The organism is Streptomyces solicamelliae, from assembly GCF_045348655.1.
Lineage (GTDB): Bacteria > Actinomycetota > Actinomycetes > Streptomycetales > Streptomycetaceae > Streptomyces > Streptomyces solicamelliae.
The window spans coordinates 2,199,138-2,213,089 of the sequence record NZ_CP160404.1 but is presented as its reverse complement, the minus strand read 5'-3'; the positions used below and the strand labels follow the sequence as shown (position 1 = coordinate 2,213,089).

The window sequence follows — 13,952 nt, the reverse complement described above, 5'->3', positions numbered from 1 at the left end:
CCGGGCGCCGCTCTCCAGAGGGGTCGAACCAGTGGGGCGGGGACGGTCCGGGTGGGCCCGGCCGTACGGAACAATGGGGCCATGAGTCTGTTCCGCGACGACGGCATCGTGCTGCGCACCCAGAAGCTGGGTGAAGCGGACCGCATCATCACCCTGCTCACGCGCGGTCACGGGCGCGTACGCGCCGTCGCGCGCGGGGTGCGGCGGACGAAGTCGAAGTTCGGGGCCCGGCTGGAGCCGTTCTCGCACGTGGACGTGCAGTTCTTCGCACGCGGCAGCGACCTGGTCGGCAGGGGGCTGCCGCTGTGCACGCAGAGCGAGACCATCGCCGCCTACGGCAGCGGGATCGTGACCGACTACGCGCGGTACACCGCCGGCACGGCCATGCTGGAGACGGCCGAGCGGTTCACCGAGAACGAGGGCGAGCCGGCGGTGCAGCAGTACCTGCTGCTCGTCGGCGGGCTGCGGACGCTCGCCAACGGCGAGCACGCGCCGCATCTGGTCCTCGACGCGTTCCTTCTGCGCTCCCTCGCCGTGAACGGCTACGCGCCCAGCTTCGGCGACTGCGCGAAGTGCGGCATCCACGGACCGAACCGGTTCTTCTCGGTCGCCGCGGGCGGTGTGGTCTGCGGCGACTGCAAGGCGCCCGGCAGCGTCGTACCCTCTGCGGAGGCCATCGGCCTGCTCGGCGCGCTGCTCACCGGCGACTGGGCGACGGCGGACGCGTGCGAGCCGCGTCACGTCAGGGAGGGCAGCGGACTCGTGTCCGCCTATCTGCACTGGCACCTGGAGCGCGGCCTGCGTTCCCTGCGGTACGTAGAGAAAAGCTAGCTAGGAGATCCAACGTCATGGCCATCGCACGACGCGGCATCCTCGGACGGCAGCGCCGGGAGTACAAGATCCCCGAGCCGCACCCGTCGGGCGCGCGCCCGCCGAAGCTCCCCGGCGAGCTGGTCCCGAACCACGTGGCCTGCGTGATGGACGGCAACGGGCGCTGGGCGAAGGAGCGCGGGCTGCCGCGCACCGAGGGGCACAAGGTCGGCGAGGGCGTCGTGCTCGACGTGCTCAAGGGCTGCCTGGAGATGGGCGTGAAGAACCTCTCCCTCTACGCCTTCTCCACCGAGAACTGGAAGCGCTCGCCCGAGGAGGTGCGCTTCCTGATGAACTTCAACCGGGACGTGATCCGTCGCCGCCGCGACGAGATGGACGAGCTCGGGATCCGGATCCGCTGGGTGGGGCGGATGCCGAAGATGTGGAAGTCGGTCGTCCAGGAGCTCCAGGTCGCGCAGGAGCAGACCAAGGACAACGACGCCATGACGCTGTACTTCTGCGTCAACTACGGCGGGCGGGCCGAGGTCGCGGACGCGGCCAAGAAGATCGCCGAGGACGTCGCGGCCGGGCGGCTCGACCCGTCGAAGGTCAACGAGAAGACCTTCCAGAAGTACCTGTACTACCCGGACATGCCGGACGTCGACCTGTTCCTGCGGCCCAGCGGCGAGCAGCGCACCTCGAACTACCTGATCTGGCAGAGCAGCTACGCCGAGATGATCTTCCAGGACGTGCTGTGGCCGGACTTCGACCGGCGCGACCTGTGGCGGGCCTGCGTCGAGTACGCCTCGCGCGACCGCCGCTTCGGCGGGGTGGACCCGGCGGACATGGCGGTCCTGGAGAAGGCGCCGCGGGCGTGACGGGGGTGGGGGGAACCGAGATACGGGACCGCGTGGAGCTGGCGTACGAGCCGGTGCTCGCGGACTCGGTGGGCGCGATCCGCGCCCGGGGCAAGGCCACGCCGGCCGCGCGACTGCAGAACGGCGTGCTGCTCGCCAGTGCCGCGCTCTGCGCCTACGGGATGGTCACGAGCTTCGACGGGCCGGGCGGTCGGCCCGCCTACGGGTCGATCTTCGTGTGCCTGCTCGCGCTGCTGTTCATCCTGAGCCTCACGGTGCTGGTGCCCAAGCTGCAGGGCCAGCAGGTGCACCGGCTGTACGCCTCCCAGGGCGAGTTCCGGGTCGTCGTGGACGACGCGACCGGGGTGACCCTGATGGCACGGGACATCGAGATGACGTACCGGTGGCCGCTGATGGGCCGGTACACGGAGACCGACGAGCTCTTCGTCGCGATGTCGCCCGACAAGTACGGGGTCGGCCTCGTCGTCCTCCCCAAGCGCGGCCTCGCCACCGCGGCGGACGTGGACCGGATGCGCGCGCTCCTGGACCGGCGTTCGCAGCGCGTCGGGCGCTGACCGTACGCGAAGGGGCCCGCACCGTCCGGTGCGGGCCCCTTCGCCGTGTGCCTACTTCGCCGCGCAGTCCGCGCAGGTGCCGAAGATCTCCACGGTGTGCGCCACGTTCACGTACCCGTGCTGGGACGCGATGGTCTCCGCCCACTGCTCCACCGCCGGGCCCTCCACCTCGACGGCCTTGCCGCAGACGCGGCAGACCAGGTGGTGGTGGTGCTCGTCGGACGAGCAGCGGCGGTAGACGGACTCGCCGTCGCTGGTGCGCAGCACGTCCACCTCGCCGGCCTCGGCCAGCGACTGGAGCGTGCGGTAGACCGTGGTGAGCCCGACCGAATCGCCGCGGTGCTTGAGCATGTCGTGCAGCTCCTGCGCGCTGCGGAACTCGTCCACCTCGTTCAGCGCCGCCGACACGGCGGCCCGCTGCCGGGTCGACCGGCCGCGGACGGGGGGTCCTGCCGTCGCCACAGGTGCCTCCTCACAAGTCGAATGCCGCTGCCATTCTGCCAGGCGGCTAGACCGTGACGTCGTCCGCGGACCTCCGCGTGCCCGGTACGGCCACGTCGCAGGCGGCGGCCGCGGTGGCGGCGGCCCGCCGGGCCCTGCGCCTGGCCAGCGGGGCGGCGAGCGCCGTGGTGACGACGAAGGCCCCGATCGCGTACAGCACGATCGTCGCGCCGGGGGAGACGTCCTGGTAGTACGTGGTGACGGTGCCGGCGAGGGTGACGCCGGTGCCGATCAGGACGGCGAGCACGAAGGTCGCGCGGAAGGACCGGGAGAGCTGCTGGGCGGCGGCGACCGGGACCACCATCAGGGCGCTGACCAGGAGCAGGCCGACGACCCGCATGGCGACGGTGACGGTGATCGCGGCGGTGACGGCGATCAGCAGGTTCAGGAAGCGCACCGGAAGGCCGGTGACCCGGGCGAACTCCTCGTCCTGGCTGACCGCGAACAGCTGCCGGCGCAGGCCCACGGTGACCAGGACGACGAAGGCGGCGAGCAGCGCGATCGCGGTGACGTCCTCCTCCGAGACCGTCGACAGCGAGCCGAAGAGGTACGACAGCAGGCTGGCGTTGGAGCCGTCGGCGAGGTCGATCAGGACCACACCGCCGGCCATGCCGCCGTAGAAGAGCAGGGACAGGGCGATGTCGCCGCGGGTGCGGCCGTACGCCCGGATCAGCTCCATGACGACCGCGCCGGCGATGGCGACGAGCGTGGCCGTCCACACGGGGCTGGTCGACATCAGGAAGCCGAGGCCGACACCGGTCATGGCGACGTGGCCGATGCCGTCGCCCATGAGCGCCTGGCGGCGCTGGACGAGGAAGATGCCGACGGCCGGGGCGGTGATGCCGACGAGGACGGCCGCGAGGAGCGCCCGTTGCATGAAGGCGGGCTCGAGGAATTCCATGATCAGCTCAGCAGTCCGGTGCGGAGCGGCTCGTCGGCCGCGTGGGGGTGGACGTGGTCGTGGCCGGGGAGCGCGTGCTGGCCGACGGCCTGCGGCGGCGGGCCGTCGTGCACGACGCAGCCGTCGCGCAGGACGACGGCGCGGTCGATCAGGGGCTCCAGGGGGCCGAGTTCGTGCAGGACGAGGAGGACGGACGAGCCGCGGGCGACCTGCTCGCGCAGGGTGTCGGCGAGGACCTCCTGGCTGGCCAGGTCGACGCCGGCCATCGGCTCGTCCATGATCAGCAACTCGGGCTCGGAGGCGAGGGCGCGGGCGATCAGCACGCGCTGGTGCTGGCCGCCGGAGAGGGCGGAGACGGAGTCCCTGGCGCGGTCGGCGAGGCCGACGAGGGCGATGGCCCGCTCGACGGCGGCCTTGTCGGCCCTGCCGAGGAAGCCGAACCTGCGGCGGGAGAGCCGGCCGGAGGCGACGACCTCGCGGATGGTGGCGGGGACTCCGCTGGCGGCGGTGGTCCGCTGGGGCACGTAGCCGACGCGGGCCCAGTCGCGGAACTTCCGCAGATCGGTGCCGAACAGCTCGACGGTGCCGCCGGTCAGCGGGACCTGGCCGATGACGGAGCGGACGGCGGTGGACTTGCCGGAGCCGTTGGCGCCGAGCAGGGCGACGACCTCGCCGCGGCCGACGGTGAGGTCGACGCCGCGCAGGACGGGGCGGGCGCCGAGGGCGGCGGTGGCGCCGCGGACGGATATGACGGGTGTCGGCGTCGCGCTCACGGGTGCCTCCTGCTGTGCTGTGCGTGGATCACTTCGCGCCGAGGGCCTTCTTCAGCGCGGTGAGGTTGGCCTGCATGACCTCGAAGTAGTCATCGCCCTTGGACCTGTCGGTGATTCCCTCCAGCGGGTCCAGGACGTCGGTCTTCAGACCGGTGTCCTTCGCGAGGGTCTTGGCGGTCTTGTCGCTGGCGAGGGTCTCGAAGAAGACGGTGGTGACCTTCTCCTGCTCTGCGGTGTCCTGGAGCTCCTTGATCCGGGCGGGGCTGGGCTCTGACTCGGGGTCGAGGCCCTGGATGCCCTCCTGGTCCAGGCCGTAGCGCTCGGCGAGGTAGCCGAAGGCGGAGTGGGTGGTGATGAACGTCTTGGTGGAGGTGGTCTTCAGCCCCTGCTCGAAGGCGGAGTCCAGTCCGCCGAGCTGCTTCACCAGGGCGTCGGTGTTCTTCTGGTAGTCGGCGGCATGGTCCGGGTCGGCCTTCTTCAGGGCCGCGCCGAAGCCCTTGGCGACCTCGGCGTACTTCACCGGGTCGAGCCAGACGTGGGGGTCGCCGCCGGCCTCGGAGCCGTGCTCGTCCGCGTGCCCGCCCTTGCCTTCTTCCGCGTGCTCCGCGTGCTCCTCGGCGGACTCGCCGCCGTGGTCGTGCTCCTCGGCGGTGCCGTGGTCCTCCAGCTCGGTGAGGGTGGCGGCGTCGACGGTGTGCTTCACCCCGGCCTGCTCGATGGCCTCGTCGACGGCGGGCTGGACACCCTTCAGGAAGAAGACGACGTCGGCTTCGGAGAGCTCGCCTATCTGGCTGGGCTTGAGCTCCAGGTCGTGCGGCTCGACGCCGGGCTTGGTGAGAGTCTGGACGGAGACGTGGTCCCCGCCGATCCTCTCGGCCAGGAACTGCATCGGGTAGAACGACGCCACCACGTCGAGCTTGCCGTCGCCGCCCTTGTCGGCGGCGTCGGAGGTGCCGCCGCAGGCGGAGAGGGAGACGAGGCCGAGCGCGACGGCTCCGGCGAGGGCGGTGGAGGGTATGAGGCGGCGTACGTTCATGACAGTCATTTTCAACAAAACTGGAAACGATTGTCAACAAAGCAGCTGAGCACACTCCGCGCCCCTCGGAACCCCCCTCCCGATTTGATCCGGGGGGTGCGCCCGCCGCTACCCTGAGGCATTCGCCCGCCCACCTTGTAGTGAAGAGAGCACCGTGGCCGCCGACAAGATCGACACCATCGTCAGCCTGAGCAAGCGCCGTGGCTTCGTCTACCCCTGCAGCGAGATCTACGGCGGCCAGCGCGCCGCCTGGGACTACGGACCGCTGGGTGTCGAGCTCAAGGAGAACATCAAGCGTCAGTGGTGGCGTTACATGGTCACCGCGCGCGAGGACGTCGTCGGCATCGACTCGTCCGTGATCCTGGCCACCGAGGTCTGGGAGGCCTCCGGTCACGTCGCCACCTTCACGGACCCGCTGACCGAGTGCACCTCCTGTCACAAGCGCTACCGCGCCGACCACCTGGAGGAGGCGTACGAGGAGAAGCACGGCCGCCTCCCCGCGAACGGCCTCGTCGACCTCAACTGCCCCAACTGCGGCAACAAGGGCACCTTCACCGAGCCGAAGCAGTTCTCCGGCCTGCTCTCCACCCACCTCGGCCCGACCCAGGACAGCGGCTCCGTCGCCTACCTGCGTCCCGAGACCGCCCAGGGCATCTTCACCAACTTCGCCCAGGTGCACACCACCTCGCGCAAGAAGGTCCCGTTCGGCATCGCGCAGATGGGCAAGTCCTTCCGGAACGAGATCACCCCGGGCAACTTCATCTTCCGCACCCGCGAGTTCGAGCAGATGGAGATGGAGTTCTTCGTCAAGCCGGGCGAGGACGAGACGTGGCACGAGTACTGGATGGAGCAGCGCTGGAACTGGTACACCGGCCTGGGTCTCCGTGAGGAGAACATGCGCTGGTTCGAGCACCCGCAGGAGAAGCTCTCCCACTACTCGAAGCGCACCGCCGACATCGAGTACCGCTTCCAGTTCGGCGGCAGCGAGTGGGGCGAGCTCGAGGGCGTCGCCAACCGCACCGACTACGACCTGAACGCGCACGCCAAGGCCTCCGGCGCCAACCTGACCTACCTGGACGCGGAGGGCGAGCGCTACACGCCGTACGTCATCGAGCCCGCCGCCGGCGTCGGCCGCACCATGCTGGCCTTCCTGCTCGACGCGTACAACGAGGACGAGGCCCCGAACGCCAAGGGCGTCATGGAGAAGCGCACCGTGCTGCGCCTCGACCACCGCCTGGCCCCGGTCAAGGTCGCCGTGCTCCCGCTGTCCCGCAACGCCCAGCTCTCCCCGAAGGCCAAGGGCCTCGCGGCGGACCTGCGGCAGAACTGGAACATCGAGTTCGACGACGCCGGCGCCATCGGCCGCCGTTACCGCCGCCAGGACGAGATCGGCACCCCGTTCTGCGTCACCGTCGACTTCGACACCCTCGACGACAACGCCGTGACCGTGCGCGAGCGCGACACCATGAAGCAGGAGCGCGTCTCCCTGGACCAGATCCAGGGCTACCTCGCCAGCCGCCTCCTCGGCTGCTGATTCCCGCCTGCAGAAACGAACGCCCCCGGTTCCGCACCTCGGAACCGGGGGCTTTCGCGTTGCCACTGCCGGGACTGCCGGGACTGCCGGGACTGCCGGGACTGCCGGGACTGCAGGGACTGCAGGGACTGCCAGGGTCGCCGGGAGTACCGGGCCTCAGGCGCGGAGCCCGCGCAGGAGCAGACCGACCACCGCGTCGAACTCGGCGTCCACCGTGGGCTTGCGCCACTCCGGCGCGTACGCAGGGTCGTGGAAGTGGGCGGTCGCGCTGAACAGCGCCCGGGCCGTGGCGTCCGGCTCGGGGGCGGTGAACTCGCCCTCCCGCACGCCCTCCTCGACCACCGTGCGGACCTGTCCGACCAGCACCTCCAGGTGCCGGTCGACCACGCCGCTGTTCTCGTCGATCAGCACGCTGTATGTGGCGAAGAGCTCCGGGTCGTCGCCGGCCTTGTGCCGCTTCGCCTCGAAGAGCGCCGCGAACCAGTCCTTCAGCTTCTCCGGCGCCGGCCGCCCCGCGGCGCCGGTCAGCTCCGCGAGCATGACCTCCGTACGCGACAGCCACCGCTCGGTCACCGCCTCGCGCAGCGCCGCCTTCGTACGGAAGTGGCGGTAGACGCTGCCGTGACTCACACCCAGCGCCCGGGCCACGTCCACCACGGTCGCCTTCGCTGGGCCGTAGCGGCGCAGCACCTCCTCGGTGGCTTCGAGGATGCGCTCTGCGGTGAGGGTTTCGGTGGCAGCCATGGAATGACGGTACCTGTCAGTGCTCCCCCTCAGTGCTCGCTGTCCAGGTGCGCCATCTGGGCCTGCGGGTAGCGGTCCCCGGCCGCCGCTCCCGCCGGCACGGCCTCCTCGATCGCCGCCAGGTCCGCCGCGTCCAGCGTCACGTCCAGCGCGCCCAGCGCCTCCCCCAGCCGGTCCCGGCGACGCGCGCCGACCAGCGGGACGATGTCCTCGCCGCGGCTCAGCACCCAGGCGATCGCGGTCTGCGCCACCGTGGCGCCCTTGCGCCCGGCAACCTCGCGCAGCCGCTCGACCAGGTCGAGGTTGTGCCGCAGGTTCTCCCCCTGGAAGCGCGGGCTCATGCCGCGGAAGTCGCCCGGGGCGAGCGCGCGGTCGCCGCTGAAGTGGCCGCTGATCAGTCCGCGCGACAGCACGCCGTACGCCGTGATGCCGATGCCCAGCTCGCGCGCGGTCGGCAGGATCTTCTCCTCGATACCGCGGGATATCAGCGAGTACTCGATCTGCAGGTCGGCGATCGGGGCGACCGCGGCCGCCCGGCGCAGGGTGTCCGCGCCGACCTCGGAGAGGCCGATGTGCCGCACATGGCCGGCCTCGACCAGCTCGGCGATCGCCCCGACCGTCTCCTCGATCGGCACGTCCGGGTCGACGCGGGCGATCCGGTACACGTCGATGTGGTCGGCGCCGAGGCGCTGCAGCGAGTACGCCGCGAAGTTCTTCACCGCGGCCGGACGGCCGTCGTACCCGGTGAAGCCGCCCTCGACGGTGCGCAGCGCGCCGAACTTCACGCTGGTCAGCGCCCGCTCCCGCGCCCCGGCGGGCGCGGTGCGCAGGGCCTCGTCGATCAGGAGCTCGTTGTGCCCCATCCCGTAGAAGTCGCCGGTGTCGAGCAGCGTCACGCCGGCGTCGAGCGCCGCGTGGATCGTCGCGATCGACTCGGCGCGGTCGGCCTCGCCGTACAGCGCGGACATGCCCATGCAGCCGAGACCGAGGACGGAGACCTCGGGGCCGGTGGCGCCGAGCCTGCGGGTGGGGAGGGTGCGTGCGGTCGTGTGCGCGTTCGTGGTGTCCATGGAATCGACTATGGCATGACGGATGACAGATTTCAATGTTTGTCACTCGTTCGGGAAAACCAGGTGCCCGGGTCGTCCCGGCGGGGTAGCGTCCTCGGCATGTCTTCGTTCTTCCAGATCTACGAGTGAGAGCGCGGCGGGCCACGAGCCCGCCCGACGCCGGACACGACCCCGATCCACGTCCCACCGATGGGAGAACCCATGTCCAAGGGCCGGAACAACCTCCTCGGCGTCGGCGGACAGCGAAAGAAGCTGTCCCGCGCCGACCAGCACGGCGCCGGTCAGGGCCGCGGAGCCGACCGCAAGGCGGCCGCGGACCAGAAGGCGGAGCTGCTGAAGAAGATGCGCGAGCGTGCGCAGGGCGGCGACGCCTCCTAGTCCCGCCTCTTCCCCACGTCAGAGCCCCGGGTCACCGAGTGACCCGGGGCTCCCGTGTGTCCGGGGGCACGTGCGGCCCGGGGCCCACGTGCGTCCCGGCGCCCCCGTGTGTCCCGGCCCTCCCCTGCGGAGCCCCCGGAGCGTGCTGCGGATGGGTGACAATGGCTGGATGACCGCGTTCTCTCCCCTCGCCATCGGGCCGCACATCGTGCAGCCCCCGGTGGTGCTCGCCCCGATGGCGGGCATCACCAATGCCCCCTTCCGCACGCTCTGCCGCGAGTTCTCCGGCGGCAAGGGGCTCTTCGTGAGCGAGATGATCACGACGCGGGCGCTGGTCGAGCGCAACGAGAAGACCATGCAGCTGATCCACTTCGACGAGACGGAGAAGCCGCGGTCCATCCAGCTGTACGGCGTCGACCCGGTCACGGTCGGCAAGGCCGTGCGGATGATCGTCGACGAGGACCTCGCCGACCACATCGACCTGAACTTCGGCTGCCCCGTCCCCAAGGTGACCCGCAAGGGCGGCGGCTCCGCGCTGCCGTTCAAGCGGCCGCTGCTGCGCGCGATCCTCAACGAGGCCGTGGGCAACGCGGGCGACCTGCCGGTCACCATGAAGATGCGCAAGGGCATCGACGACGACCACCTCACGTACCTGGACGCGGGCCGGATCGCCGTCGAGGAGGGCGTCACCGCCATCGCGCTGCACGGCCGCACGGCGGCGCAGCACTACGGCGGCACCGCGGACTGGGACGCCATCGCCCGGCTCAAGGAGCACGTCCCGGAGATCCCGGTGCTCGGCAACGGCGACATCTGGTCCGCCGACGACGCCCTGCGCATGATGCGCGAGACCGGCTGCGACGGCGTCGTGGTGGGCCGCGGCTGCCTGGGCCGGCCGTGGCTCTTCGGCGACCTGGTGGCCGGCTTCGAGGGCGCGGGAGAGTATGCGACCCCGGGGCTGCGGCAGGTCGCCGACGTGATGGTGCGGCACGCGACGCTGCTCGGCGAGTGGATCGGCGACGAGACACGGGGTGTCATCGACTTCCGCAAGCACGTCGCCTGGTACCTCAAGGGCTTCGCGGTCGGATCCGAGATGCGCAAGCGGCTCGCGATCACCTCGTCCCTGGACGAACTGCGCGCTCAATTGAGCGAGCTCGACCTGGACCAGTCCTGGCCGGCCGGAGCCGACGGCCCGCGCGGCCGGACCTCGGGCAACAATCGCGTGGTTCTGCCGGACGGCTGGTTGAAGGACCCGTACGACTGCTCCGCGGTGGTGTCGGCGGACGCCGAGCTGGACACCTCCGGAGGCTGAGAATTCCGGTCCGGATGGCGAGAATCCGGTCGTTCCGGCGGCGTGATTCTCGCCACCCCTGATCGGGGTTACGCTCAGATGAGCGGTTTCGGATGACTGCACCTTTCAAAAGGGGTGGCACTCAGTGCCACCCCTTTGCGTTCAAGAGTTGAACACAACTGCTCCGAATGCCGCTCATGTGAGCGTCTATTCTCTCTATCGGGTCAAGCGGCCTTCGACGGTTGAAGCATTCGGCTACTCGCCGGAAACATTGGATCTGGTGGCGGACGGGTGGTTAAGGCCTCATGACGGGCAGGCGTACGTACCCAGACGCCTTCGATCTGGGTATGTTCCTCGCCGTCAGGGCAGCCACCGAGTCCTCGAGGAGTCGAGACCCGTGTCGGAAAACAAAGATCAGAAGTTCGTGTACGACTTCACCGAGGGCAACAGGGACCTGAAGGACCTGCTCGGCGGCAAGGGCGCGAACCTGGCCGAGATGACCAACCTCGGCCTGCCGGTTCCTCCCGGCTTCACGATCACCACCGAGGCCTGCAAGGTCTACCTCGAGTCCGGCGCCGAGCCGGCCGAGCTCCGCGACGAGGTCAGCGCGCACCTCGACGCCCTCGAGCAGCAGATGGGCAAGAAGCTCGGCCAGGCCGACAACCCGCTCCTCGTCTCGGTGCGTTCCGGCGCCAAGTTCTCCATGCCCGGCATGATGGACACGGTCCTCAACATCGGCCTGTCCGACGACTCCGTCGCAGGTCTGGCCGCCCAGGCCGACAACGAGCGGTTCGCCTGGGACTCGTACCGCCGGCTGATCCAGATGTTCGGCAAGACCGTCCTCGACGTCGACGGCGAGCTCTTCGAGGAGGCCCTCGACGAGGCCAAGGAGGCCAAGAAGGTCTCCAGCGACACCGACCTGGACGCCGCCGACCTGAAGAAGGTCGTCGAGCGGTTCAAGGCGATCGTGAAGGACGCGACCGGCCGCGACTTCCCGCAGGACCCGCGCGAGCAGATGGATCTCGCCATCGAGGCGGTCTTCAACTCCTGGAACACCGACCGCGCGAAGCTGTACCGCCGACAGGAGCGCATCCCGGGCGACCTGGGCACCGCGGTCAACGTCTGCTCCATGGTCTTCGGCAACCTCGGCCCGGACTCCGGCACCGGCGTCGCCTTCACCCGCGACCCCGCCTCCGGCCACCAGGGCGTCTACGGCGACTACCTGCAGAACGCGCAGGGCGAGGACGTCGTCGCCGGTATCCGCAACACCGTGCCGCTCGCGGAGCTCGAGTCGATCGACAAGAAGTCGTACGACCAGCTGATGCAGATCATGGAGACCCTCGAGACGCACTACAAGGACCTGTGCGACATCGAGTTCACCATCGAGCGCGGCCAGCTGTGGATGCTGCAGACCCGGGTCGGCAAGCGCACCGCCGGCGCCGCCTTCCGCATCGCCACCCAGCTCGTGGACCAGGGCCTGATCGACGACGCCGAGGCGCTGCAGCGCGTCACCGGCGCGCAGCTCGCCCAGCTGATGTTCCCGAAGTTCGACGAGGACGCGAAGGTCGAGCAGATCGGCCGCGGCATCGCCGCCTCCCCGGGCGCGGCGGTCGGCAAGGCCGTCTTCGACTCGTACACGGCCGTCAAGTGGTCGCGCTCCGGCGAGAAGGTCATCCTGATCCGCCGTGAGACCAACCCGGACGACCTGGACGGCATGATCGCCGCCGAGGGCATCCTGACCTCGCGCGGCGGCAAGACCTCGCACGCCGCCGTCGTCGCCCGCGGCATGGGCAAGACCTGTGTCTGCGGCGCCGAGGAGCTCGAGGTCGACACCAAGCGCCGCCGGATGACCACCGCCTCCGGCGTGGTGATCGAGGAGGGCGACGTCGTCTCCATCGACGGCTCCACCGGCAAGGTGTACGTCGGCGAGGTGCCCGTCGTGCCGTCGCCGGTCGTCGAGTACTTCGAGGGCCGCATGCACGCCGGCGCCGACGACGCCGACGAGCTGGTCCAGGCCGTGCACCGGATCATGTCGTACGCGGACCGAGTACGCCGCCTGCGCGTGCGCGCCAACGCCGACAACGCCGAGGACGCCGCCCGCGCCCGCCGCTTCGGCGCCCAGGGCATCGGCCTGTGCCGCACGGAGCACATGTTCCTCGGCGAGCGCCGCGAGATGGTCGAGAAGCTGATCCTCGCCGACACCGACGAGGAGCGCGCCGAGGCGCTGAAGGCCCTGCTCCCGCTGCAGAAGAAGGACTTCGTCGAGCTCTTCGAGGCCATGGACGGCCTGCCCGTCACGGTCCGCCTGCTAGACCCGCCGCTGCACGAGTTCCTGCCCGACATCACCGAGCTGTCGGTGCGCGTCGCGCTCGCCGAGGCCCGCAAGGAGCCGCACGAGAACGACCTGCGCCTGCTCCAGGCCGTGCACCGGCTGCACGAGCAGAACCCGATGCTGGGTCTGCGCGGCGTCCGTCTCGGCCTGGTCATCCCCGGTCTGTTCACCATGCAGGTCCGGGCGATCGCCGAGGCCGCCGCCCAGCGCATGGACGCCAAGGGCGACCCGCGCGCCGAGATCATGATCCCGCTGGTCGGCACGGTGCAGGAGCTGGAGATCGTCCGCGAGGACGCCGAGCAGGTCATCGCCGAGGTCTCGGCGCAGACCGGCGTCGAGCTGAAGCTCGCGCTCGGCACCATGATCGAGCTGCCGCGCGCCGCGGTGACCGCCGGTCAGATCGCCGAGGCCGCGGAGTTCTTCTCCTTCGGCACCAACGACCTGACCCAGACGGTGTGGGGCTTCTCCCGTGACGACGTGGAGGCCAGCTTCTTCACCGCGTACCTGGAGAAGGGCATCTTCGGCGTCAGCCCGTTCGAGACCATCGACAAGGACGGCGTGGGCGCCCTGGTCCGCTCCGCGGTCGAGGCCGGCCGGGCCACCCGCCCGGACATCAAGCTCGGAGTCTGCGGCGAGCACGGCGGTGACCCGGAGTCGGTGCACTTCTTCCACGAGGTCGGTCTCGACTACGTCTCCTGCTCGCCGTTCCGGATCCCGGTGGCGCGCCTGGAGGCGGGCCGTGCGGCGGCCGGCTCGGCCGGCTCCGACAGCCGCTGATCGGCCATTCAGTAACAGAAGACCCCGGAGCCGTCGCTCGTCCCCGACCCTCAAACCGATGGGCGGCGGCTCCGGACAGCAGGAGAGACGGGGCGGACACCTTGTGCGGAGGTGTCCGCCCCGTCGTTTTTATCCCGTTGCGAAATGTCGGCTCGTGTTCGTTCGCGGCCGGTTGAATTCTGGCCTGTTGAACTCCGGAGTAATTTCCGGTGCGGTCTCGCATCAGAAGCTTTTGATGGGTTTCCGCCATTCGTCCCGCAAACGGGAGGGCGGGGCGCGGCCCCTGGATCCCCACCCGGGGGCCGCGCCCATTACCCGTGCCGGGCAAGTGAGCCGCAACCTTCACCGACCGCCGCCGGACGCGCGAAGCCCCCCA

At 70.2% G+C, this 13,952-nt stretch carries 13 protein-coding genes; 7 read left to right on the top strand and 6 right to left on the bottom strand.

What is annotated here, in order from left to right; genetic code table 11:
- Positions 1-81: 81 nt before the first annotated feature.
- Genes recO through ABZO31_RS10235 form a run of 3 tightly spaced genes read left to right on the top strand, consistent with a single transcriptional unit; the run spans position 82 to position 2,242 of the window.
- Positions 82-831 carry a DNA repair protein RecO gene (gene recO / locus ABZO31_RS10245; protein WP_406860814.1) on the top strand — a complete coding sequence of 250 codons (750 nt, stop codon included), beginning with the start codon at positions 82-84 and terminating at the stop codon, positions 829-831.
- Positions 832-854: 23 nt separating this feature from the next.
- Positions 855-1,688, top strand: coding sequence for an isoprenyl transferase (locus tag ABZO31_RS10240; protein ID WP_406865308.1), 834 nt, complete (start codon positions 855-857; stop codon positions 1,686-1,688).
- Positions 1,685-2,242: a YcxB family protein gene (locus ABZO31_RS10235; protein ID WP_406860812.1), complete on the top strand. Its 558-nt coding sequence runs from the start codon at positions 1,685-1,687 to the stop codon at positions 2,240-2,242. The genes ABZO31_RS10240 and ABZO31_RS10235 overlap by 4 nt, the downstream gene beginning before the upstream one ends.
- A 51-nt stretch (positions 2,243-2,293) precedes the next feature.
- Here the strand turns inward: ABZO31_RS10235 and ABZO31_RS10230 are convergent, their stop codons facing one another.
- The 4 genes from ABZO31_RS10230 to ABZO31_RS10215 are packed head-to-tail and all read right to left on the bottom strand — an operon-like array spanning position 2,294 to position 5,453.
- On the bottom strand, positions 2,294-2,704 hold the full coding sequence (locus ABZO31_RS10230) for a Fur family transcriptional regulator (protein ID WP_406860811.1): 411 nt from the start codon (positions 2,702-2,704) through the stop codon (positions 2,294-2,296).
- Positions 2,705-2,750: 46 nt separating this feature from the next.
- Positions 2,751-3,644 carry a metal ABC transporter permease gene (locus ABZO31_RS10225; RefSeq protein ID WP_406860810.1) on the bottom strand — a complete coding sequence of 298 codons (894 nt, stop codon included), beginning with the start codon at positions 3,642-3,644 and terminating at the stop codon, positions 2,751-2,753.
- 2 nt (positions 3,645-3,646) lie between these two features.
- Positions 3,647-4,417, bottom strand: coding sequence for a metal ABC transporter ATP-binding protein (locus ABZO31_RS10220; protein WP_406860809.1), 771 nt, complete (start codon positions 4,415-4,417; stop codon positions 3,647-3,649).
- A 28-nt stretch (positions 4,418-4,445) separates the two neighbouring features.
- Entirely contained in the window at positions 4,446-5,453 is a 1,008-nt protein-coding gene (locus ABZO31_RS10215) for a metal ABC transporter substrate-binding protein (RefSeq protein WP_406860808.1), read from the bottom strand.
- Positions 5,454-5,607: 154 nt separating this feature from the next.
- Here ABZO31_RS10215 and ABZO31_RS10210 point away from each other — a divergent pair, with 154 nt between their 5' ends.
- Complete coding sequence (locus tag ABZO31_RS10210) at positions 5,608-6,987, top strand: glycine--tRNA ligase (protein WP_406860807.1); 1,380 nt, start codon at positions 5,608-5,610, stop codon at positions 6,985-6,987.
- 156 nt (positions 6,988-7,143) lie between these two features.
- Here ABZO31_RS10210 and ABZO31_RS10205 read toward each other — a convergent pair whose 3' ends face one another.
- Together ABZO31_RS10205 and ABZO31_RS10200 are read right to left on the bottom strand one after the other, a co-directional pair.
- Entirely contained in the window at positions 7,144-7,731 is a 588-nt protein-coding gene (locus tag ABZO31_RS10205; protein ID WP_406860806.1) for a TetR family transcriptional regulator, read from the bottom strand.
- A 29-nt stretch (positions 7,732-7,760) separates the two neighbouring features.
- Positions 7,761-8,801 carry an aldo/keto reductase gene (locus ABZO31_RS10200; protein WP_406860805.1) on the bottom strand — a complete coding sequence of 347 codons (1,041 nt, stop codon included), beginning with the start codon at positions 8,799-8,801 and terminating at the stop codon, positions 7,761-7,763.
- Positions 8,802-9,002: 201 nt separating this feature from the next.
- On the opposite strand from ABZO31_RS10200, the gene ABZO31_RS10195 reads away from it, so the two are divergent.
- The 3 genes from ABZO31_RS10195 to ppdK all read left to right on the top strand — a co-directional run bounded on the left by ABZO31_RS10195 (position 9,003) and on the right by ppdK (position 13,576).
- Complete coding sequence (locus ABZO31_RS10195) at positions 9,003-9,179, top strand: DUF6243 family protein (protein ID WP_406860804.1); 177 nt, start codon at positions 9,003-9,005, stop codon at positions 9,177-9,179.
- 169 nt (positions 9,180-9,348) lie between these two features.
- Complete coding sequence (gene dusB, locus ABZO31_RS10190; RefSeq protein WP_406860803.1) at positions 9,349-10,488, top strand: tRNA dihydrouridine synthase DusB; 1,140 nt, start codon at positions 9,349-9,351, stop codon at positions 10,486-10,488.
- A 376-nt stretch (positions 10,489-10,864) separates the two neighbouring features.
- Positions 10,865-13,576 (top strand): pyruvate, phosphate dikinase, encoded by a 2,712-nt coding sequence (ppdK, locus tag ABZO31_RS10185; protein WP_406860802.1) that lies wholly within the window; start codon positions 10,865-10,867, stop codon positions 13,574-13,576.
- The last annotated feature ends 376 nt before the right edge of the window (positions 13,577-13,952 follow it).

Bases quoted from the DNA above. Each gene is read 5' to 3' on its own strand.
- recO (WP_406860814.1), top strand. From the start codon at position 82: ATGAGTCTGTTCCGCGACGACGGCATCGTGCTGCGCACCCAGAAGCTG.
- ABZO31_RS10225 (WP_406860810.1), bottom strand. From the start codon at position 3,644: ATGGAATTCCTCGAGCCCGCCTTCATGCAACGGGCGCTCCTCGCGGCC.
- ABZO31_RS10215 (WP_406860808.1), bottom strand. From the start codon at position 5,453: ATGAACGTACGCCGCCTCATACCCTCCACCGCCCTCGCCGGAGCCGTC.
- ABZO31_RS10205 (WP_406860806.1), bottom strand. From the start codon at position 7,731: ATGGCTGCCACCGAAACCCTCACCGCAGAGCGCATCCTCGAAGCCACC.
- ABZO31_RS10200 (WP_406860805.1), bottom strand. From the start codon at position 8,801: ATGGACACCACGAACGCGCACACGACCGCACGCACCCTCCCCACCCGC.
- ABZO31_RS10195 (WP_406860804.1), top strand. From the start codon at position 9,003: ATGTCCAAGGGCCGGAACAACCTCCTCGGCGTCGGCGGACAGCGAAAG.
- dusB (WP_406860803.1), top strand. From the start codon at position 9,349: ATGACCGCGTTCTCTCCCCTCGCCATCGGGCCGCACATCGTGCAGCCC.